The 21,289-nt window shown below is 39.8% G+C and carries 18 protein-coding genes and 1 pseudogene; 3 read left to right on the forward strand and 16 right to left on the reverse strand.

The window, feature by feature from the left end; translation table 11 throughout:
• Positions 1-16: 16 nt before the first annotated feature.
• The 12 genes and pseudogenes from J580_RS07665 to J580_RS07710 all read right to left on the reverse strand — a co-directional run bounded on the left by J580_RS07665 (position 17) and on the right by J580_RS07710 (position 11,925).
• On the reverse strand, positions 17-1,564 hold the full coding sequence (locus J580_RS07665) for a DHA2 family efflux MFS transporter permease subunit (RefSeq protein WP_032003669.1): 1,548 nt from the start codon (positions 1,562-1,564) through the stop codon (positions 17-19).
• 24 nt (positions 1,565-1,588) lie between these two features.
• Complete coding sequence (locus J580_RS07670) at positions 1,589-2,650, reverse strand: HlyD family secretion protein (RefSeq protein ID WP_032003670.1); 1,062 nt, start codon at positions 2,648-2,650, stop codon at positions 1,589-1,591.
• 729 nt (positions 2,651-3,379) lie between these two features.
• Complete coding sequence (locus J580_RS23910; RefSeq protein ID WP_000737387.1) at positions 3,380-3,502, reverse strand: hypothetical protein; 123 nt, start codon at positions 3,500-3,502, stop codon at positions 3,380-3,382.
• Positions 3,503-3,670: 168 nt separating this feature from the next.
• Positions 3,671-5,065 (reverse strand): methylenetetrahydrofolate reductase C-terminal domain-containing protein, encoded by a 1,395-nt coding sequence (locus J580_RS07675; protein ID WP_032003671.1) that lies wholly within the window; start codon positions 5,063-5,065, stop codon positions 3,671-3,673.
• Positions 5,066-5,137: 72 nt separating this feature from the next.
• On the reverse strand, positions 5,138-5,905 hold the full coding sequence (locus J580_RS07680; protein WP_032003672.1) for an NUDIX hydrolase: 768 nt from the start codon (positions 5,903-5,905) through the stop codon (positions 5,138-5,140).
• A 60-nt stretch (positions 5,906-5,965) separates the two neighbouring features.
• Complete coding sequence (locus J580_RS07685; RefSeq protein ID WP_032003673.1) at positions 5,966-7,459, reverse strand: nicotinate phosphoribosyltransferase; 1,494 nt, start codon at positions 7,457-7,459, stop codon at positions 5,966-5,968.
• An 11-nt stretch (positions 7,460-7,470) separates the two neighbouring features.
• Complete coding sequence (locus J580_RS07690) at positions 7,471-8,355, reverse strand: phosphoribosyltransferase family protein (protein ID WP_032003674.1); 885 nt, start codon at positions 8,353-8,355, stop codon at positions 7,471-7,473.
• A 182-nt stretch (positions 8,356-8,537) separates the two neighbouring features.
• Positions 8,538-8,633: pseudogene (locus J580_RS23515) on the reverse strand (sulfite exporter TauE/SafE family protein); the annotation flags it as partial.
• A 7-nt stretch (positions 8,634-8,640) separates the two neighbouring features.
• Entirely contained in the window at positions 8,641-9,129 is a 489-nt protein-coding gene (locus tag J580_RS07695; protein WP_032003675.1) for a GNAT family N-acetyltransferase, read from the reverse strand.
• A gap of 2 nt (positions 9,130-9,131) precedes the next feature.
• Entirely contained in the window at positions 9,132-9,896 is a 765-nt protein-coding gene (locus J580_RS07700; protein ID WP_032003676.1) for an ABC transporter ATP-binding protein, read from the reverse strand.
• Positions 9,893-10,903 carry a FecCD family ABC transporter permease gene (locus J580_RS07705; protein WP_081403562.1) on the reverse strand — a complete coding sequence of 337 codons (1,011 nt, stop codon included), beginning with the start codon at positions 10,901-10,903 and terminating at the stop codon, positions 9,893-9,895. Before J580_RS07705 ends, J580_RS07700 begins: the two co-directional genes overlap by 4 nt.
• Positions 10,904-10,905: 2 nt before the next feature.
• The gene (locus J580_RS07710; protein ID WP_032003678.1) at positions 10,906-11,925 is read right to left on the reverse strand and encodes an ABC transporter substrate-binding protein; all 1,020 of its coding nucleotides are present in this window, start codon (positions 11,923-11,925) and stop codon (positions 10,906-10,908) included.
• A gap of 323 nt (positions 11,926-12,248) precedes the next feature.
• On the opposite strand from J580_RS07710, the gene J580_RS07715 reads away from it, so the two are divergent.
• Positions 12,249-13,592 carry a PepSY-associated TM helix domain-containing protein gene (locus J580_RS07715; RefSeq protein ID WP_032003679.1) on the forward strand — a complete coding sequence of 448 codons (1,344 nt, stop codon included), beginning with the start codon at positions 12,249-12,251 and terminating at the stop codon, positions 13,590-13,592.
• A gap of 116 nt (positions 13,593-13,708) precedes the next feature.
• On the opposite strand, the gene J580_RS07720 is transcribed toward J580_RS07715, so the two are convergent.
• The 4 genes from J580_RS07720 to J580_RS07735 form a co-directional block, all read right to left on the reverse strand.
• Entirely contained in the window at positions 13,709-14,581 is an 873-nt protein-coding gene (locus J580_RS07720; RefSeq protein ID WP_032003680.1) for an NAD(P)-dependent oxidoreductase, read from the reverse strand.
• A complete protein-coding gene (locus tag J580_RS07725) occupies positions 14,581-15,957 on the reverse strand; it encodes an MFS transporter (protein WP_032003681.1) in 1,377 nt (458 codons plus the stop codon). The genes J580_RS07720 and J580_RS07725 overlap by 1 nt, the downstream gene beginning before the upstream one ends.
• A 33-nt stretch (positions 15,958-15,990) precedes the next feature.
• Positions 15,991-16,962: a D-erythronate dehydrogenase gene (gene denD / locus J580_RS07730; RefSeq protein WP_032003682.1), complete on the reverse strand. Its 972-nt coding sequence runs from the start codon at positions 16,960-16,962 to the stop codon at positions 15,991-15,993.
• A gap of 213 nt (positions 16,963-17,175) precedes the next feature.
• A complete protein-coding gene (locus J580_RS07735) occupies positions 17,176-18,111 on the reverse strand; it encodes a LysR family transcriptional regulator (RefSeq protein WP_032003683.1) in 936 nt (311 codons plus the stop codon).
• A gap of 111 nt (positions 18,112-18,222) precedes the next feature.
• Between J580_RS07735 and J580_RS07740 the strand changes: the two genes are divergently transcribed.
• Both J580_RS07740 and J580_RS07745 read left to right on the forward strand, forming a co-directional pair.
• Entirely contained in the window at positions 18,223-19,398 is a 1,176-nt protein-coding gene (locus J580_RS07740; protein ID WP_032003684.1) for a fumarylacetoacetate hydrolase family protein, read from the forward strand.
• Between the two features lie 87 nt (positions 19,399-19,485).
• The gene (locus J580_RS07745; RefSeq protein WP_032003685.1) at positions 19,486-21,273 is read left to right on the forward strand and encodes an IlvD/Edd family dehydratase; all 1,788 of its coding nucleotides are present in this window, start codon (positions 19,486-19,488) and stop codon (positions 21,271-21,273) included.
• Positions 21,274-21,289: the final 16 nt, after the last annotated feature.

A 21,289-nucleotide genomic window follows, 5' to 3' on the forward strand; every position in this document is an offset into this window, starting at 1 on the left:
CTTTATTTTTAAATATCTACATATTCATTTTCTTCCCCCGATCCATAAAGATGGTTAAAAATGCGGTCACAAACATGATGATTGCGAGCATGCGTAATAGGTCATTAAAACTTGATGTGAGTGCCTGAAAATGAATGTCACGATAAATCACACTGAGCGCGATTTGCTGTGCATTTGAGCCGACTTCTTGATACTGCGCCGTGAGTTGGTCAAGTCGTTCTGTAAATATCCAGTTTTGGGGTGTCATCGACTGATTAATCTGGGTGACATGAAGCGCAGTGAGCCAATCTAAAGATGAGTTAATGAGAGCTAGTCCAACCGCGCCGCCAATATTACGCATCAGGTTATAAATACCGCTGGCATCAGCCACTTTACTCAGCGGCAAAGTACTCATGGCTAAATGCGACACCACAATCAGGCAGATCATGAGGCCAATACCACGGTAAATTTGCGGCCAAAACATAAAGTCATAATCGCTATGAATGCTGAGGTGTGAGTTGAGCCAAACACCAAAGCCCGCCAAAATCATTCCGACAAATACGGTTTTTCGGGTATCAAAATTGGGAATGAGCCATGCAAGAAATGGCGCAAAGCAGAACATGACAATGCCTGTCACCATCATGACGTGACCAATCTGGCTACTGTTCATTTCACGGACTTGCCCAAGAAACACGGGAATCATGTAACCCAAGCCATACAGCGCCATGCCAATCACAAAAGTTGTGATGGCACTTAAGGTAAAATTTTTGTTTTTAAATACAGACAAATCGAGCAAAGGCTTAGGCTGGGTAAAACTTCTAGAGAAGAAAATCATGCCGCCCACAACGCAGATCATAAACGCAATCCGAACGCCTGTGTCTGCAAGCCAGTCATGTCGTGCGCCTTCATCAAGGAAATATTCAAGCCCACCCAAAAACATCGCCATGCCAATCAGGCTAAACCAGTCCATGCTTTTGATGAGTGAGTAGTTGGCACGGTCGATATTAGGGCCTGAGTAAATGACCGTAGCAATGATAATGCCCGGAATAATATTAATCAGGAACATCCAGTGCCACGAAAAGTTATTGGTTAACCAGCCTCCAATGGTTGGGCCAATGGCCGGCCCCAAAGTACTGATCATTCCAAACATCACCAAAGGCAATGAGCGTTTTGGTTCTGGAAAAAGTAAGTACAATGCCGTCATGGAGGTCGGAATCATGCCGCCGCCCATAAAGCCTTGAATACCGCGAAAAACCAATAAACTTTCTAAATTCCATGCCAAAGCACAAAGTAAAGAACTGACCGTAAAACCAATTGCACAGATGGTGTAATAGACCCGTGTTGAAAACACCCGCGAGACAATACTCGACATTGGAATTGCAATAATCTCGGCAATTAAATAAACCGTTTGCACCCAAGTGACTTCATAACGACTTGCACTCATACCAGCTTGAACTTCGTTTAGAGAACTCGCCACAATCTGAATATCAAGAATCGCCATGAAGTTGCCAAAAATCATGGCAGCAAAAATTGCCCATGCAGTTTTTGCTGGGAATCTCCACTCGGCCTCAAGGTGCTTATTCATTTGTTATTACCTAAAATTTTATTATTAAGTTCTTAGGTCAACGGTGGCACTCACCGACATTCCAGGTTTTATCAAATCAATATGCGGGCTTGAATCTATGACAATACGCACAGGAATACGCTGAACAACCTTGTTAAAGTTGCCTGTGGCATTGTCTGGTGGCATAAGTGAGAAAGTCGCGCCTGAAGCTGGTGAAAAGCTTTCAATTTTTCCGCTATAGGTCAAGCTTGGGTAGGCATCAAGTTTTAATTCAACTTTCTGACCAATGTGCATTTTTTCAATTTGGGTTTCTTTGAAGTTGGCTTGTACATACAAACTGTTTTCAGGAATGATCGCCATTAAACGAGTTTGCGGAGAAACACGTGAACCTTTCTGGATTGCAAGGCTACCGATCTTACCGTTTACAGGGCTGACCACCTTTGATGAAGCCAAATCGACCTGATACAGGTTTAAGTTTGCATTGGCACTTTGAATATCTGCTAGAAGCTGCGCTCGACTCGCTTGTAAACTCCCCAACTGAGCTTCTGCCGCATTTACGGCGGCTTGCGCTTTGCTGAGTTGAGCTTGCGCCGTTAAATATTGAGACTGAACCCCTTCAAAGTTTTGTCGGGTAATCACCCCATCTTTTAATAAATCTTGATAACGCTCAAACTCTTTTCTTAAACGAGTTAAATCAGCTTGTGCCGCCACTACGCCACTATGAGCTTCAGTAATTGAAGAGCGTGCAGACTTTTCATTTTGTTGCTGTACACCCAGTGCAGCTTCTTTCAAGCTGACTACTGAACGGGCTTGGTCATAACGAGCTTGATAATCACGGTGATCTAATACTGCTAAAGTTTCCCCTTTTTTTACTACCTGATTATCGTTAATTAATAACTCCATCACTTCGCCTGAAATCTTTGGCATCACCCAAGTGACATCGGCTTGCACATAAGCATTATCTGTAGATTGATAGAAACGATATACAAAAAAATAATATAATATGCCAGCAAATAAAAATAACAGCAGGACACTAAAAACACCCCAAGTTATTTTCTTTCGGCTTTGGAAATTAGTATCAGTTTCTAGCTGAGCTACGTTATCCATATTCATTCCGCTTATTTGTAATATTCGATTTTTTATTTAAGCCAATAAAATTATTGGTTTCTTTTTTACGTAACTTTTCACTTGGTTTTATTCAATGAATCGTGACAGCGTAAAATTTGGTGCAAATTATGATTCTTAAGTTAATTAAATATCATTGACCTATTTGCCAGATATTTTTTCTATTTATGTCAATAAAACATATTATATAAACTATATTAAAAAATTATGTAATTCTAATTTGTGGAGATTTTTGGTTAAAAAAATCCCCAAAATCAAATATAAGTACTTGTTAATAAATAATTTATAAGAATAGTAACAAATAGAGATATATGTTTGAATAGAGTGATTTATTTCACTAACATTAAGAATAAGTTTTATTGTGTAATCATTAAGTATTATTAATTAAAACAATATTTAATTTAAAAATGAGTTAACAATCAAAGTTGTTATACTTATAAATATAAAATATATATAAGTTATAAATATTATATTTTTCAAAAATAACAATACCCCTAAAACAAATAAACGATATTTTTGATAAATAAGCCATCCTGATAACTAAAATAACTTATATTTTCCAGATAAAAATAATTTCAAACTCTTTATTTAAAAGCCGAACAAACCTTTAAAAATAGTGGTTTAAGTGATCTTTTACTTATATAAACCCTTAAAAATTTCTTCTAAAGTTATTCCAAATGAAAACCCACTCATTGAGTGGGCTTTTTATTACTAACCGTTTTGCCTGAGGTGATCTTGGAACTCTTGGTCGTGTATTTTGTTGTAATTAACAGGGTCGTAAACGCATCCAGTTAAAACAACAATTACAGTAAGTACAGCAACCAATTTTTTCATTGAGACAGCCTTTCCTTTAACGCAAAAGATTTGCTTTAAGTATACTCCTCGATAGCCATTTTGATTGGACATAATTAAGGCAAACAATTGTTATTTTTAAATTATCGCCGTGCTTTAGCATATCATTTGATTTTTTTAGTAAGATCAAATCAACGGTTAATACAAAACTTAAGCCTCAGTCGCTAAATACCAGTTTTTCCAAGAACTGGTTCCTCTAGTTTCAAGAGACACAGTTGGAATCAATTTCTCTTTTAATATTTCAGTTTGTGCAACAGCTTTTGCAAGTCTTGCTTTGACTGAGTGAATACATTCACGGTCACCAAATTCACAGCGGTCTAAAGTTGTACCGCCACAAGGGCCGTTGGCTAAACCTTTTGGACACGTTTCAGGGCAAATGTATAAAGTATCGCTTAGGCGGCACTGACCACAGCTTTCACAGCCCACTAGGCTATGTTTACTCAGCACTTCCGTTTTAAGTAAGAGTTTGGCGATCAAAGCATTTTCCCAAAAAGATGCTTTGAAAATAAAACGTCCGACGCCTTTAGCGATTTTTGATCCAAACATTGCTTCATGCATAACATGTAGCTGATGATATTTAATTAATTGTTTAGAGGTTGGTTGACGTGAAAAACGCGAAATTTCAGGCGAAAACTCTTTGCCTGACGTGACTTGCCAAAGTGAATTCCAAAGCTCTTCTAAAGCTTTAAGCTCCAGATGTCTGTATTGCTCAATGTAGCTCTCAAGCAACATTTGCTCTTCTGGCTTATGACAAGCAGATAAGTGAATTCCAGCAAATCCTAAATGTTTACATATCAAAATCTGTAAAGCACAGCGTAAATAAACACGGTCTGTATGCCCTGCCTGTTTTTCTTCTGCTAAGACTTTTAACATGTGTGGAGTAATCACAATACCAGCAACTTTATGCTTCACCATAAAATTGGCTCGGCCCAAAGTCAGAGGCATGACACAAGCCAGTATTTGCTGCGAATAATTGTTCTTGGTTAAAAATGATTTAGCTTGTTCTAAGGCTTCAATGTCATAGCCTAATTGGGTAATGATAAAGTCAGCGCCTGCTTTAATCTTCTTATGCAGTTTTAAGTACTGTGCATCACGCTCAGCTTCGACATATTTAAATGGGTTAAAAGCAACCCCAATACGAAACCCACCGTGTTGCTTAGCAGCCATTACCGCGTTTACCGACTCTAGGTAACGACTACGCGGCTGTCCATCTCGCCCATTATGGTGTTCTTTGAGTTTGTCGCCTGTAAGCAATAACAAGTTTTGAATATTAGCTGCTTGAGCTTGTTCTAAAAAGCGCTCAAAGTCTTGTATATCTCGGGCCTTACCTGAGAAATGTAAGACTTTCTCTATTGAGTCAGAGTAACTTTTGCTGGCCTCAAGCGGCGCAATATCATGATCTGAATGTACGCGATCTGCCAATGTCATTGCAGCCGGATACCCTGCAAACTCATGTCTTACAGGATAAATTTCATGTAGTGAAGTGAGGTACTCCACCAACACAAAAAACTGGTTTTGCTGGAAGCAGGGAGAAACGTGTGACATAGGCAAAGCGCTTATCAAAACATGACATCAATCATAAGCGCGGCATTATAAATCAAAGTGCATCAAGATGCGCTAGTCAGAAAGCTCATTGTTTTGCTTATCTTCACCCTCTTTATTTCTAGGTAATTCGAATGAACGTGGGAATATAAAATCGAAAGAATCGAGTGCATAGCGGTAAAGCTGAGCTGGTCGTTTGCCTACAATTTTACTGTGGTTGGTTTCTTCAACTGCACCTGCTTCTATCATACGGCGTCTAAACGCTTTTTTATCTAAGGATTGCCCAAGAATAATTTCATAAATAGTCTGTAGCTCGGTCAGTGTAAATAACTCGGGCATGAGACTGGCTGGTAATGCGGTATAGCGAGTTTTATTGGTTAAACGCTCTAAAGCTAAGCTGAGCAGTTCATTATGATCAAACGCCAACGTTAAATCTTGTGCTTTTGCTACAGGCACCCATTCACTGTATTCAGCCAAAGCTTGATGTTGATAAGCATTAAAATCGATTAATGCAAAATACAAAATGGTCACGGCCCAGCCACGCGGATCACGTTTCGCGTTACCGACCGAGGCAACTTGTTCCAAGTAAGGTGAACTAATTCCTGTTTTTTCGACCAGCTTACGATAAGCCGTGGCCATCAAATCTTGGTCATGGGTTAAATCGGCAAAACCGCCGGGTAAAGCCCACTGGTCTTTAGCTGGAAAGTTTGGGCGCTTAATGAGTAGTACCTGCAACTGACCATTAAATACCGAGAAAATAGCCATATCGACAGTGAGTAAAGGTGCGTCATAATCTCGGCGATCATAACTGGCAAGGAATTCTTGTTCAGTTTGAATAGTCACGTTCAGTCTCTCAATAAAAATGATGAGCCGATACACACGCAACGGCTCATCTAAACTCAGTTATGCGATGGATAAACGCTCACGTATTTGATCCAAAGTACACTCATATTGAAGTTTACCATTTTCAAAGACAGTTTTTAGTGCTCCGCCTTGTTCTTGCTCGGTGGTTTGCTCATCAAACAAAGTAAAACCATTTTCACTTTCTTCGATGCGTAATAGGCCTTTCGCAGATTTCTTAACGCCTGAGTCAGTAATTGGGTCTTTGAACAGCTCGCGGCCTACACCATTCACTTGTCCCCAAGTCGCTTTCACCGCAAACCCAAAGGTATCGCGAGTTAAGTAGTTATAGGTAAAACTGCCGATCCCAAACACCAAGTTGTTTGAAGCAAAGCCTTTGGCTTCAAGTCCTTCTAAAATACGCTGCGCACGGTCTAGGGTAATCGAGTCACCGTAAATTAAACCAACACGTTCATTAAGCACTTTATAGCCTTGCTCAGTTGTAGTACCACCAAACACTTCCCATAAACATTCAACTGCACCTTTGTACGCTGGGCTGCCGACTTCAGCGTCTGGGTCACCACAAATAATTTTAACTGGGTCACCAGAGTCTGGACGGAAAACCAATTTAGCCAAACCTAAAGCATTGGGTTGTCTTGCCAGAATTTCAGGTTTTAAAGCCACCGTAAATTCTGTAATGACTCGCCAAAAGTCCCAAGTATCAGACACAATACTGACAACACCCGACGGATAAAGTTCGCAAATTAAACGCTTAAATGTTTCTAGCTCACTGTCTTCTGTGCCCATACACATCACACTGTGTTCGGTCGCTGGTACAGATACCCCAATCACCCCTGTGGCATTGTAATATTCTTCTGCGTAGTCAATTGAAGCAACCGAGTCTGTTCCAATAAAACTAGTTAAGTGACCCACACCAGACTGAGCAGCATCATAAACTCCACTCATGCCACGGCTACTAAAATCGTGTCCTTGCACAGGCACAAAATCGAGTGGTGCGCCAGTTTTTACGGCATATTGTGTTAATAAGCGTTTGTATTCATAGGCAATTGTGGCCGTAGTACAGCTTTTCCAAAGCTCAGCACTTAATACGGTTTCAATATAGTTAGTTAACCAAAAGAAACGCGGGTCAGTGTTAATCACGGTGAGTACAGGTACACGCATATTGACGCGGCTACCTTCTGGCAATGCTTTAATGCGTAATGGTAAATAACCCAAGTCGTGTAACGCTTCAATATGATCGACTGGTACAGCACCTTCACCTAATGAACTATCCATACGGCGTTTATATGCAGCCACCACTTTGTCTTTAGGTTGCTTGAAAAAGCCTTCATTCCACGTATCGATTAAAAAGTGTTTAATAAAACCTTGAAGCCCAAAGAACACAACTTTATCATCGAAGTCAGGCAACATTTTAGCAAGTCGAGATGAACGCGGCGTAAAGTTGGCATATACGTACTCTGTACCTGCCGGATACTGACGTCTGTGATCGGCTTTATAAAAATCGATAGCGTTTAGTGGATTCAATTTAATCGTCATCTTTATTCTCTTTATTTTGCTGCAAAAGCAATTACTGAAATTTTGTCTGATGGTTGTTGTGGAAAGCTGTCCGAGGTAAATAGCTGGTCAAGCAGCCCATCAAAAACTTCAATCCCTTTACTAAAAATACCGTGGGTCACATATAGAACAACCTTATGGCAATTGAGGCGACGCAGTTCTTTGGCAATACCAATAAAGGTTGCACCGCCGTCACAAATGTCATCGGTAATGACCGCTGTTAGGCCTGATAAATCAGTCGCATGTACATGCGTACCTAAAATTTTGCCAGTCACTGGGTCACGTTTTTTATCGCACTGAACAATAGTGATGGGTTGTTTGCGCTCAACATTAAAAGCGTCTGCAACCATTTGTGTGCGTGCTTTCGCCCCTTTGTCTGGGCAAATCAGTACTGTTTTTTCATCTTTTAACAATGTGCTCAGTGCTTCACTCTTTGCGATGATGTCGACTGAACTGACATTCACAACTTCGCTAAAAGAAGTATTTGCAGCGAGTAATGCTGTGGTTACTTCACTATGGCAGTCCCACACAGTGATTTTGCCTTGTTTGCCTTCTTTCTTATCCGCATTGATATTAAGTAGCTTCGTCATCACATCGAGTGAGAATGCTTGGCCTACTGCACAAATACGGTCCTGACGTGCGTATGGAAAATACGGAATTTCTAGGTCAACGGTTAAACCCTGAGTCAGCAATATATTTTCAAGTAGTAAATAGTCCATCACATCGTGACTTGAGGTCATTTGTGCGCGGACCAATACATTGCCAGATAGTGAACCTAAGGTTGTCTCATCAATTTGAACATGACGCTCGCCACCAGAAAACTGCGAAAATTTCACTGGAATTTCGTTTCTTGCCGCATCTAAAAGTTGGATAGTCATATCATCCTCTTTTTGTCTGATGACCTTCGATGAATATATAGTGGCACAAAGCCACTATATATTGCAAGTCTAATTTTTAAACTTTTTTCAAAGCCATTTAAGACATAAAAATTTGGTGTTTTAGAGCATTTAGAAATTCGATATTTAAAAGAGATTATTCTTCAATTAATTGAAATAAAAAGTTAATTTACAAAAAGCATGACGAGTAGAACTATTATTAAAAGTAGCGGATATAACTTTGCCCGCCATAAATCAGGTAGTTTTGAAATAAATTTTTCTAGCAAACTATAAATATTTACTCATGTGAATGGTGTCATAGGTCTCGATCCACTCACGGTTAATGACATCAAAGCCTTGTAGACGCCAAAACTTTTCAGCCGCTGGCAAAAATGGATGAGTGTGCAAATACAAAGTCGTAATTTCATTGTTTTTTGCATGGCTAAACAACATGTCACATAGCTGAGTTGCGATACCATTACGGCGATATTCAGGCAATACAAACAACTTAACCACTTCCACTGTATTAGATGGCAAATTTAAATCAAAACGATGGTCATACGCCCGATATGCAATAGTGCCAATAATACGGTTTTTATCTTTTACCGTAATAAAGCAACCTAATGGATCATTGACATAATATTGCCCAAAATTTTTTAAATCTTTGGGAACTTGCCCATGATAGATTTCTGGGAATAAAAGCTGTCTAGTATAAAGTGCAAACTCTACCGCAGAGGCATAGTCTGATTTGTCCGATAGTTGATAGTGAAATATCATATTTATAGCCAAGAATGATCAGGGATAACAATGGTTTTGTCTTGAATCATGGCTTCATGGAACTCAACATCATAGACACTTTTTAAAAACTTAGGATCAGTTATTCGTGTCTTAGACTCAGGCTTAACTACCTCATGTTGGCGCATAAAAAACAAATGATCTGCAAATAAAAAAGCTAAATTGGGATCATGCATAATCGCAATCACCGTAAAATTTTGCCGCGACAACTGACGCAATTTTTTCATTAAATAAGATTGATAATAAACATCGAGATGATTGGTTGGCTCATCAAGCAAAATGACTTTCGGTGCTTGTACTAAAATGCGGGCAATCATAACCAATTGCCTTTCACCTCCCGATAGTTCGGTATAAGGACGGTCACGCAAATGCTCAATATCTAAATCAAGCAAAGCTTGGTCTACACGTTCCCAGTCTGATTTTAAAGGACGATATTGGCTAAAAGCTGCACGTCCTGTAATCACGACATCTTTAACCAAAAATGGAAATACGGTTTTATGAAACTGCGGTAAAAAGCCGAGTAAGGCTGCCCGATCTTTGCCTTTAAAGTCTGATAATGGTTTTCCTAAGTAGCGAATCAAGCCATCTTTTACAGGTTCTAGGCCCGCCATCAATTTAAAAAGTGTCGATTTTCCACAACCATTACGCCCTAAAATCACTGAAAACTGATTTTCAGGAAATTCCAGATGAATATTTTTAAGGACCTGTTTGTGCCCATAGGCATAATTTAACTGATCAATTTGAATCATGCCCAATGAGTCCTCTGTGTTTTCATTAATAATAAGAAAAATGGTGCGCCAAGTAGCATGGTAAAAATACCAATCGGTATTTCAAACGTCAGTAAAACCCGAGAAAAGTTATCAATCATGAGTAGAAAACTACCGCCCAACACCATATTGGCAGGAATGCTGTAGCGATGATCTGGCCCAACCAACATTCTCACAATATGCGGCATAAAGAGCCCATATAGACTAATAATCCCTGCCGCAGCCACAGAAGTTGAGGTACATACAGTCACTAGCGCAATTAAAAGAAGTTGTTCCCACCTTGGGTTAACACCCACGGCCTGCGCTTCTTCAGCACCGAGTGCCATTAGGTTTAGGCGCCAACGCATCGCAAATAATCCAGCAAGGCCAATACAGATTGGTAGTATGGCGTATTGAACCTTTTGCCAAGATGCCTGATGTAAGTTGCCCATCGTCCATTGCACAATCGCTTGTAATTTAAATGGATCACTTAAGTATTGAATAACCGTAAGACCTGCCAAAAACAGCCCCGAAACAATCATGCCCGATAAAATTACCATGACTAAAGACGTCTGACTTTCATGTTTTTGATGTGCAAATAAATACGTTAAGCCAACGGCGCACACACCAAAAATAAAGGCTGATAGATTTGGCGAAAGCCAACTTAAAGAAAGTGCCAAAGCTGCACCAAACGCGGCACCAGATGAAATACCCAGCACATAAGAATCGACCAAGGGATTACGAAACAAGGCCTGCAAGCCATTACCCGCGGTTGCTAATGCGGCTCCCACCATAAAGGTCAGTAAAATTCTGGGCAGCCTGACATTCACAATAATGTTCTGCATCAGTCTAAATTGCTCAGCATCAAAATATGGCGTACCAAACACCGCTTGCACACCCCACCGCAAATAATCCCATGCACTCAATGTTTGAGTTGGCCCAATAAGCAGCGAGATAAAAATCATGAGGAAAGGTAAAGGGTAAAACCAATAATATTTCAGTTTTTCCATTTTTATTGCACCAACGCTTTGGCAAGGTGTTCACCATACAACTTGGTTAAAATACGCTGTTGTAAAGCACTTACAGGTAAATCGGACTGTTCGGGATAAATACTGTGATTCAAATAAATCGCCGTAATAATAATTTTGATGGTGTGTGGGTTATATATAAATGCAGGACTCAAATTAAATACCTTTCGGTTTTGCACAGCACTTAAACCCTGTAATTCTTTTCGTTCATAAATTAGTTGGGGGTTGGTATTCCAAAGCACAATATTGTCGGGGTTCCATTCAATTAAAGTCTCGGGATTTACATTGGGTTGATTCGTATTGGTCTGAACAATGTTGTAAGCACCCGCCAGCTCAATAAAGTCATTGGTAATCGACTGACGTCCCGAGGTAGAAAAAATTCGGCCACCAGACCAAGCATAGTAAATCGATTGTTTATTTGGCTGACGTGCCGTTTTGGCTGCAACCTCCGCCACAATTTCATCAGAGAAATTTAAAATTTCCTGAGCTCGCTTTTGGGCACCGCTCAGAATAGCAATTTCAGAAAGTTCTTCTTTCACTTGCTGGTAAGTACTGGACTCCATGACATATACAGCAATGCCAAACTGCCGTAACAGCTCAATTGTTTGAGTCTGCCCGCTCCCTACAATCACCAGATCAGGTTTTAACAACACAAGACTTTCAATATTGGTTGCATTTGCTCCTTGTGAAGGCGTCGCAAGCTGCTTATTGGCAATACGCTTATCTATTTTTGAATAGGCATTAAACAATAAAGGTTGGATGTATACTTCGGCCGGTATGCCAATCACTTTATGACCTTGCCCTAGCATATATAAGCCATCTAAACCCGACTCAAACAAAGAAACAATTCTTTGGGCAGGTTTGGCTACACAGACTTTTGTATTTGTACTATCAAAGACACATATCGAATGGGCCGCTAACTTTTCTTGCGCTTTACCACTTTGTTCAGATGAAGAACATCCACATAGAATGAGTAAAGATAGTAATGAAGCTAATAACTTCATTACGGCATGCCTTGCACAAATATAGTGCAAAATAAAAAGACGTGTCTATTTGGTGCATTTTTCATGTAAAAAAACACCATAAGGGAGCAAGACGGTTTGAATTATCATTTATACAACAATCAAATAAAGTATGTTAGATAAGGTCTTAGATAGTAAGCAAAAAAAACGCCAAATTTACCAAGCAATAAAAACTATTTAATTATTGGCTTAAAAAGTGCACATCAGAGCTATTTAAATAATTTAATAATGGCTACAGCTCAATCAACATTAAAATAAATAACTCGTTATAATCCAGCCCAAAATCTGATAGACATTATCTTCCGATGCTGACCCACTCATCTTTCTGGCGTAGTCTTTACCGTTTAATTCATATTTATGCCGGTATTTTTATTGCACCATTTATCTTGTTCGCAGCAATCACTGGTTTACTCTATGCAATTACACCACAATTTGAACAAACCATTTATAAAGATGTTCTATATGTTGAGCCACTGAATCAAACACCACATAAGCTGAGCCAGCAAATTGAAGCTGCAAAGCAAGTAATGCCAAAGTCTGCACAGGTAATTGAAGTTAGGCCAGCCCCAAGCTCTGATCAGACAACACGTGTAATTTTTTCAGACCCTATCCACGATTTTACAAGTGAAGCCGTTTTTATTGATCCTTTTACACTTAAAGCTCAAGGTCATCTAGCGGTTTATGGTACGAGCGGGGTTCTACCATTTCGAACTACGCTCGACCAGTTACATAGCAATTTATTACTAGGAAAATGGGGCCGCTTTTATAGTGAACTGGCAGCAAGCTGGTTAGCTATTTTGACTTTAACTGGACTATATAATTGGTGGAAACGTCGTCAAAATCTTAAAATCAGACAAACACAAAAAAATAAATTACTAAGGTGGCATAGCACACTGGGTTTAACTTTATTTCCTCTCCTATTAATAATCGCCATTACGGGTCTTACATGGTCCCAGTGGGCTGGAGATAATATTCGAGTTGCTCGTCAGTGGCTTAACTGGCAAACCCCAACATTAGCAACTTCCCTTCAAACAGATAATTTACCTACAGTGATGCACCATGAACATCACGAGATGCCTCATAGTGAAAATCTTAATTTAAATATTGTCTCTACTGAGTACGATACTGCTCTTTCAATCGCCAGAGCACATGGTATTGATGCAGCACAAATACAAATCAAACCACCAACCAGTGGAAATCAAGCTTGGACTGTAGGCGAAATTCAGCGCAAATGGCCAACTCAAGCAGACAGTATCGCCATTGATATGGAACAACACAAAGTCATCGATCAACTTGCTTTTAAAGATTATTCACTAGTGGCAAAACTCACTCGTTGGGGAGTTGATGCGCATATTGGGGTTTTATTTGGCTGGATAAATCAATTGGTACTGGCACTTTATGCTTTCGCACTGTGTATTATGATTATGTACGGATATAAAGCTGCGTTTAAAAACTCGAATTTAAAACTCATGACAACCCATTTTGTTGGTCAAAGCTTATTGATTTGGAATCGTGCAACTAGCTCACAAAAAATATGGTTAATATTGGGGGGACTCGTGTTAGGTCTCAGCTTACCTGTTTTTGGTTTTAGTATTTTATTTACGCTGTTTATCTTTGCTATGCGTAAATATATTCCGTCTAAATCGTAAATAAAATTTCAATAACCACTAATTATTTTTCTTATTACAAAATCTAAGCATCAACCATAAAAAAAGCGGTACTTGATTATGTCTATTCATCAAGTACCGCTAAATTTAAAGCAATTTCACACTGGGTTCATTCGCTCAAGTTCACGAATTAAACCAGAATGGTCAAGTTCACCGTCTCCGGCAGCAAGCATATTTTCAAATAATTGGCTGACTTGTTGGGCAACAGGTAAATTCAATTCTAGTGATTTAGCATAGCTAACGGCTGTATGAATATCTTTATGCTGGTTTCGAGCAGTGCCTCCCGGTTTAAAATTTCTACTTAGCATACGCTCGCCATGTTGCTGTAAAATTGGAGAATCTGCAAAACCTCCTGTAAGTGCTTGTTTGAGCTTAATAGGATCAGCTCCAGCTTTAATGGCAAGCAATAAGCCCTCGCTTACAGTTGCAATGGTAGTTGCTACTATCATTTGATTGACAAGTTTTGCGAGCATTCCACAGCCAGCCCCGCCCACTAAAATTGGGCGTCCCATTGCACTTAAAATAGTTTCAGCCTGTGAAAATGTTTTAGCGTCACCGCCAACCATAATCGCTAGACTTGCATTTTTGGCACCTTTTTCGCCTCCAGAGACTGGAGCATCTAAATATTTAAACCCTCTTTCTCTGCATTTTTCACTTTGTGCTTGTGCAACTTCAACGGGTATTGAACTCATGACAATGACCGTACTTTCAGGTTTTAGCTTCGAAGTCGCGCCGTGTTCTTTAAACAGTATTTCATCACAGGTTTTTCCATCGCTAAGCATACAGATTAGAAACTCTACATCTTTCCCGACTTGTTCAAGGTCAAAGCAAACTTGGGCACCAGCTTCTTTTAAACTATCTGCTTTAGATAAAGTTCTATTCCAAACCTTAATTTGATGGCCTGCTTTGAGTAAATGCATAGCCATCGGTAGTCCCATAATGCCTGTCCCCACAAATCCAATGGTCGCCATTATTTCATCTCCGTAGCAGTTCGAACTTTAAGTTGCTGCTGTTCTACTTTTAAACTATTTGATTTTAACTTTGCTAATAACAATAAGCCCAAACCACCCATTGCTACAAAGCCAGCAATAGCAAGGAATGCCACTGTATAAGTGCCTGTGGTGGTATATAAATATCCAGTTAAATATGGACCAGTAAAACCACTTAAATTACCTACCGAATTAATTAATCCAATTCCAGCTGCGGCACCAACACCCGTTAGAGTTTGCCCAGGAATAGTCCAGAAAATGTTAATTGCGCTAAATACACCAATCGCAAGAAGAATAAAGCCGACAATAATGGCCCATGGTTGATTTACAATCAGTGCAATCGCAATGGCTAATGCCGCCATAAGTGCAGCACAAGCACCGTGTTTATAACGTTCTTGTTTACGGTCAGAACGGCGGCTCCATAGCACCATTCCAACAGCTGCAAATGCATATGGAATTGCGGTAAGTAAACCATTTTGAATAAGGCTAATTTGCATACCAAATGTGTTACGGAATGACTCTAAAACACTTGGTAAGAAGAAGAACATTGCATTTGAACCGGAAGTAATTCCAAAATAAACAACCGCCATAATCCAAACTAAAGGATTTTTAAATACTTGTTTAATGAGTTCACCTTTAGTTAAAGCAGCATCGGCAGATTGCTCTTTTTCTCTTTCTTCACGTTCAAGCGTATTCATGAGCCATTGACGCTGCTCAGCTGTTAACCACTCTGCTTCTTTTGGGTTATTGGTTAAATATTTAAGGCAGATTAGTCCTAAAATAATGGATGGGATCCCTTCTAGCACATACATCAAACGCCAGCCTTCATAGCCAATGGTATTGCCCCATTGCATAAGACCAACTGAAATTGGTGCTCCAATAATTTGAGCAATTGGCAATCCAAGATAAAACGTGGCAAAAACACGGGCACGATATTTTGCAGGAAACCATAAGGTTAAATAAAAGATCACGCCTGGAAAGAAACCCGCTTCAGCAATACCGAGTAAAAACCGTAAAACAATAAATTGCGTGCCGCTATGAATAAAGCCCATTAGTGCTGCAATGATTCCCCAAGTAATCATGATTCGGGCAATCCAGATCCGCGCTCCAAACCGATGAAGTAAAATATTACTCGGTACTTCTGCAATAAAATAACCTAGAAAAAATACACCCGCACCTAAACCAAAAATGGTTTGAGTAATTCCAAGTGCATCATTCATATGTAACGCAGCAAAACCAATATTGGTCCTGTCTAGAAATGCCATAATGAATAGAATAATGAGAAACGGGATAATTCGGTTCGAAATACGTTTAATTGTCTGCTCTTCGAGAGCAGTTACATTTTTGATATCTTCCATAATAAATCTCACATCAACTGGCGATCACTGCCATTAATTTTGGGTATCTTCTATATGTGCCTGAATCACGCTTTCAAAATTTTTATCTGCTTGGAAACCTAAAGATTCGGCATATTCAGCTTTCACTTGAACTGGCCAACTTTGAACAATCCTTTGAATTGTTTTATCTTCTTGCCATTGCACCAAATCAGTTGCTTGTTTGCCCGCAACTTTTTCAAGCGCCTCAAGCATTTCTTTAACCGTGACTGTTAATCCGGGTAACGGAATAATTCGGTTATCTTGAAGTACACCTGAAGAAATTGATGCCGCTTTAATCATTGATTCAACACAACGTCGCGGTGAAGTAACAAAGACTGGAGTATCTGCCGGTACTGGGCAAATGGCCGTTTCGCCTTTTAATGGTTCTCGGATGATTGAGCTAAAAAATGTTGATGCCGCTTTATTAGGTTTACCGGGACGAACCACAATAGTCGGTAGTCTTAAAATACGTCCATCAATAAAACCTTTTCTTGAGTAATCCGAGACCAGCAATTCTCCTACTGCTTTTTGCATGCCATACGACGACTTTGGTGTAACCACTGTCTCATCTGTCACAACTTCTGGTAATTGACCGCCAAATACAGCACAGCCACTAGCAAAAATAACTCGAGGCGTGGTTTGTTTCTTTCTTAATTCTTCTAATAAATTTAAGAGTCCATACAGATTAACATCCATACCTAAATCAAAATCAGCCTCCGCTGCCGAGCTCACCACAGCAGCCAAATGCCAAACGACATCAATATTTTCTGTAATATGAGCAACTGTAGTTTTATCGGTAATATCACCGACAATCACTTCAATTCTCGGGTCTTGAGGCAAATCATCGCCTGCAAATGCATCAAACAGAATAATTTTATCGATGGGCTCAGGTTTATTGTTATCTAAATTCAAACTGCCAGATTTTAAGATCTCTTTGGCAATTTGTTTTCCAATAAAACCTGTTCCACCAGTGATTAGCACATTCATACAGAGGTCCTTTCCTAGTTTTTATTCACTTAAAAACTTTTGTAATTGTCGTGAATTAAACGATAAGGAGTCCCTGCAATAATTTCCAATGAATAATTTCTAAATATTGATAACTTTTTAATATCAGTTTTGTGTTTATAAATTTACTCAATAAAGCAAGTTGTCTTTCAACTTGAAAACCTCAAACCGCTCCATGGCTTAAGGCTGAATACTTTATTTACGTTTCGCATTTTTAAGTAAGATATTTATAAATGCTGCTGCAATATCAGAAACTGGTTCATCTTTACGCGTCAAAATTCCATAATCCTGCGCATCTAAAATTAGATCTGTTTCTAAAATCTGCAATTGCCCTTCTTTTACCTGATCGATCACCATGGCTTCGGGTAACATTCCTACCATAGGCGCGCCTTTTAAGATCTGCAAAAAGGTCTGCATCGACATGGTATTGACTGTATTTAAAGGAATTTTGACTTTAGCTCGGGCAAATGCGCCTTCCATACGTTGTCGAATTGGCGTGCCTTTAGGGTAGAGTACCCACGGCCAATTTAATAATTCTTCTAGTTTACAAAACTTTTTCTTGGCACATGGATGAGCATTATTAACAACAATGCAAAACGGCTCCGGGCCTAAAGGTTGAAAATCAAAAAACTGACTTTGCGTCACATCGGTAAAACGGCCAATAGCTAAATCTAAAGTATGCTCACTTAGCATTTCCATTAAATGGTCACTGGTCTGCTCAACAACATCGATAGAAAGTAGTGGCCATTGTTTCTTAATCTCAATAATTGAGTTTGGAATCACCACAGCGGTTGCTGCAAAGATACCACCTACTTTTAAAAACCCGTGACCGCCTAACCGTAAAATTTCAATATCTTCGACAAAATGCTTTGCATCGTTTAATACACGCTGGGCATATCGAATTACATGTTCGCCTAAAGCCGTTACTGGCATATTTCGAGGTAATCGTTCAAAAACAGGAAAGCCCAGTAAACCTTCTATTTCCTTTAGCATTTTACTCACCGCAGGCTGACTTAGGTTCATCTGCTCGGCTGCCAAATGCATGTTATTGGTTCTCGCCAAAGTTTCTAATAGCACTAAATGTTTAAATTTCAACCAATTATTTAAGCTTGTGTAAGTCAAATCAGCCATTTTCAAAAATCCCTTTCGATAACTTTTCGTTATTAATAATTAAATTATTACGATTGGTGTTTATTAAATAAGAAACATATCATGATTTCAAATAAAAGAAGGATGCTTTAAATGAACTTTACGTTAAATTCCCAGAACTCATTACCAGACGACGCTACCCAAGGATTTCTAATTGGTCGCGCGTGGATTCCAAATCAAATTTCCGGTCCATCTCCGATTCTTTTAAAAGGCGATCAGGTTTTTGATATTTCTGAAAAGTTCCACACTATTTCCCAGTTACTTGAAAGTTCAGATCCTTTAAAAGCTTTAGCTGAAATTGAAGGAAAATTAGTTGGCTCAATTGATGAGTTATTTGCAAATACTGTCGCCAAGCCAGATACCAACAAGGCATATTTTTTAGCCCCTATTGACCTGCAAGTGATTAAAGCGGCAGGTGTTACTTTTGCCGCAAGCATGTTAGAACGAGTGATTGAAGAGCAAGCAGGTGGCGATGCACAAAAAGCCCAATCAATCCGTGAAGTTGTACAAGGGGTAATTGGCGATAATTTAAAAACAATTGAACCCGGTTCTGAAAAAGCTCTACAACTCAAAGAATATTTAATTGAACAAAAAATGTGGTCTCAATATCTTGAGGTGGGCATTGGTACAGATGCTGAAATTTTTACTAAAGCACCTGTCTTAGCAGCCGTAGGAACGGGGCAAAATATTGGTATTCACCCAAAGTCTGAGTGGAATAATCCAGAACCAGAAGTTGTATTGGTTGCAAATAGCCACGGTAAAATTTTAGGTGCGACTTTAGGTAATGATGTGAATTTACGGGACTTTGAAGGTCGTAGCGCCCTACTGTTGAGTAAAGCCAAAGATAACAATGCATCTTGTGCAATCGGCCCGTTTATTCGTCTTTTTGACTCTACCTTTACTTTAAACGATATCCGTGCTTGCGATGTTGAGCTGCAAATTCAGGGTACAGATAACTTTGTGCTCAATGGCATTAGTTCTATGTCTCAAATTAGTCGTGATCCCGAAGATTTAATTCAACAAACGCTGAATGAAAATCACCAATATCCAGACGGTTTCGTTTTGTTTTTGGGTACTTTATTTGCGCCTACCCAAGATCGTGAGCAAGCTGGTGCAGGCTTTACCCATAAAGTCGGAGATGTGGTGCGTATCCATTCACCAAAGCTCGGCACTTTATACAACACAGTCATGACCAGTGATAAAGCGATGCCGTGGAATTTTGGCATAAATGCTTTGATGCACAATTTAAAACAACGCGAATTACTATAATTTTCACGTATTATCGATCGGTTGAATTGCAAAATTCATCTCGTAAGTAAACTAAATTTCAAAAAGTATGAGTCAAAGGATCAAAAAATGAATGATCAAAATAAACGGATTTTTTTACGTAGCCAAGAATGGTTTGATGATCCTGAACATGCCGACATGACAGCACTCTATGTCGAGCGTTACATGAATTATGGCCTGACCCGTGCCGAGCTACAATCAGGCCGCCCTATTATTGGTATCGCACAAACAGGTAGTGATTTAACTCCATGTAACCGTCACCATAAAGAACTTGCCGAACGGGTTAAAGCAGGTATTCGAGATGCGGGTGGTATACCCATGGAATTTCCCGTCCACCCGATTGCAGAACAAACCCGTCGTCCAACTGCTGCACTTGACCGCAACTTAGCCTATTTAGGTTTAGTTGAAATCTTACATGGTTATCCACTTGATGGCGTGGTGCTAACCACAGGTTGTGACAAAACTCCCCCTGCCTGTTTAATGGCAGCCGCAACAACAGATATACCAGCCATTGTGTTATCTGGTGGGCCAATGTTAGATGGTCACTTTAAAGGTGAGTTAATTGGCTCGGGCACGGTACTTTGGCATGCAAGAAATTTACTTGCCACAGGTGAAATTGACTATGAAGGCTTTATGGAAATGACCACTTCCGCATCCCCTTCGGTCGGGCATTGCAACACCATGGGCACCGCACTTTCAATGAATGCATTAGCAGAAGCTCTGGGCATGTCTTTACCGACATGTGCAAGCATTCCAGCGCCTTATCGCGAACGTGGGCAAATGGCCTATATGACTGGCAAAAGAATATGTGAAATGGTTCTAGAAGATTTACGACCATCTAAAATCATGAATAAACAATCATTTGAAAACGCCATTGCTGTAGCCTCAGCATTAGGTGCATCAAGTAACTGCCCTCCTCACCTCATTGCGATTGCCCGACATATGGGGATTGAGCTGAGTTTAGAAGACTGGCAACGTGTGGGTGAAAACATTCCGCTTATTGTGAACTGCATGCCAGCGGGCAAATATTTGGGTGAAGGTTTCCACCGTGCTGGCGGTGTTCCTGCTGTATTACATGAATTACAAAAAGCAGGTGTTTTACATGAAGACTGTGCATCAGTCAGCGGTAAAACAATTGGGGAAATTGCTAAAAATGCAAAAACTTCAAATGCAGATGTCATTTTCCCATATGAACAACCATTGAAACATGGTGCAGGTTTTATCGTGCTGAGTGGTAATTTCTTTGACAGCGCCATTATGAAAATGTCTGTAGTGGGTGAAGCATTTAAGAAAACCTATTTATCTGCCCCAAGTAGTGAAAATAGCTTTGAAGCTAGGGCGATCGTTTTTGAAGGACCAGAGGATTACCACGCCCGAATTAATGATCCAGCTTTAGATATTGATGAACATTGTATTTTAGTCATTCGTGGCGCAGGTACGGTAGGTTATCCGGGCAGTGCGGAAGTTGTAAATATGGCCCCACCCGCAGAGTTAATTAAAAAAGGTATCGATTCACTGCCTTGCCTAGGAGATGGCCGTCAAAGCGGTACGTCTGCCAGCCCTTCAATTTTAAATATGTCACCCGAAGCGGCGATAGGCGGTGGAATTGCTTTATTAAAAACCAATGACCGTTTGCGCATTGATCTAAATAAACGTTCTGTCAACGTGCTTATTTCTGACGAAGAGTTAGAACAACGGCGCCGTGAATGGAAACCGACGGTCTCAGCCTCTCAAACACCTTGGCAAGAAATGTATCGCAACATGGTAGGTCAATTATCTACTGGCGGTTGTTTGGAACCTGCAACTTTATATATGCGAGTCGTAAATCAAGACAACCTTCCAAGACACTCTCATTAATTTCAGGATATTTGTT

Origin of the sequence: Acinetobacter sp. 1542444 (assembly GCF_000581835.1) — a bacterium.
In the GTDB taxonomy this organism is placed as follows: Bacteria; Pseudomonadota; Gammaproteobacteria; order Pseudomonadales; family Moraxellaceae; genus Acinetobacter; species Acinetobacter pittii.

Excerpts from the sequence above, each read along its gene's own strand:
- J580_RS07665 (WP_032003669.1), bottom strand. The coding sequence starts at position 1,564 with ATGAATAAGCACCTTGAGGCCGAGTGGAGATTCCCAGCAAAAACTGCA.
- J580_RS07670 (WP_032003670.1), bottom strand. The coding sequence starts at position 2,650 with ATGGATAACGTAGCTCAGCTAGAAACTGATACTAATTTCCAAAGCCGA.
- J580_RS23910 (WP_000737387.1), bottom strand. The coding sequence starts at position 3,502 with ATGAAAAAATTGGTTGCTGTACTTACTGTAATTGTTGTTTTAACTGGA.
- J580_RS07675 (WP_032003671.1), bottom strand. The coding sequence starts at position 5,065 with ATGTCACACGTTTCTCCCTGCTTCCAGCAAAACCAGTTTTTTGTGTTG.
- J580_RS07685 (WP_032003673.1), bottom strand. The coding sequence starts at position 7,459 with ATGACGATTAAATTGAATCCACTAAACGCTATCGATTTTTATAAAGCC.
- J580_RS07690 (WP_032003674.1), bottom strand. The coding sequence starts at position 8,355 with ATGACTATCCAACTTTTAGATGCGGCAAGAAACGAAATTCCAGTGAAA.
- J580_RS07695 (WP_032003675.1), bottom strand. The coding sequence starts at position 9,129 with ATGATATTTCACTATCAACTATCGGACAAATCAGACTATGCCTCTGCG.
- J580_RS07700 (WP_032003676.1), bottom strand. The coding sequence starts at position 9,896 with ATGATTCAAATTGATCAGTTAAATTATGCCTATGGGCACAAACAGGTC.
- J580_RS07705 (WP_081403562.1), bottom strand. The coding sequence starts at position 10,903 with ATGGAAAAACTGAAATATTATTGGTTTTACCCTTTACCTTTCCTCATG.
- J580_RS07710 (WP_032003678.1), bottom strand. The coding sequence starts at position 11,925 with ATGAAGTTATTAGCTTCATTACTATCTTTACTCATTCTATGTGGATGT.
- J580_RS07715 (WP_032003679.1), top strand. The coding sequence starts at position 12,249 with ATGCTGACCCACTCATCTTTCTGGCGTAGTCTTTACCGTTTAATTCAT.
- J580_RS07720 (WP_032003680.1), bottom strand. The coding sequence starts at position 14,581 with ATGGCGACCATTGGATTTGTGGGGACAGGCATTATGGGACTACCGATG.
- J580_RS07725 (WP_032003681.1), bottom strand. The coding sequence starts at position 15,957 with ATGGAAGATATCAAAAATGTAACTGCTCTCGAAGAGCAGACAATTAAA.
- denD (WP_032003682.1), bottom strand. The coding sequence starts at position 16,962 with ATGAATGTGCTAATCACTGGTGGAACAGGTTTTATTGGAAAACAAATT.
- J580_RS07735 (WP_032003683.1), bottom strand. The coding sequence starts at position 18,111 with ATGGCTGATTTGACTTACACAAGCTTAAATAATTGGTTGAAATTTAAA.
- J580_RS07740 (WP_032003684.1), top strand. The coding sequence starts at position 18,223 with ATGAACTTTACGTTAAATTCCCAGAACTCATTACCAGACGACGCTACC.
- J580_RS07745 (WP_032003685.1), top strand. The coding sequence starts at position 19,486 with ATGAATGATCAAAATAAACGGATTTTTTTACGTAGCCAAGAATGGTTT.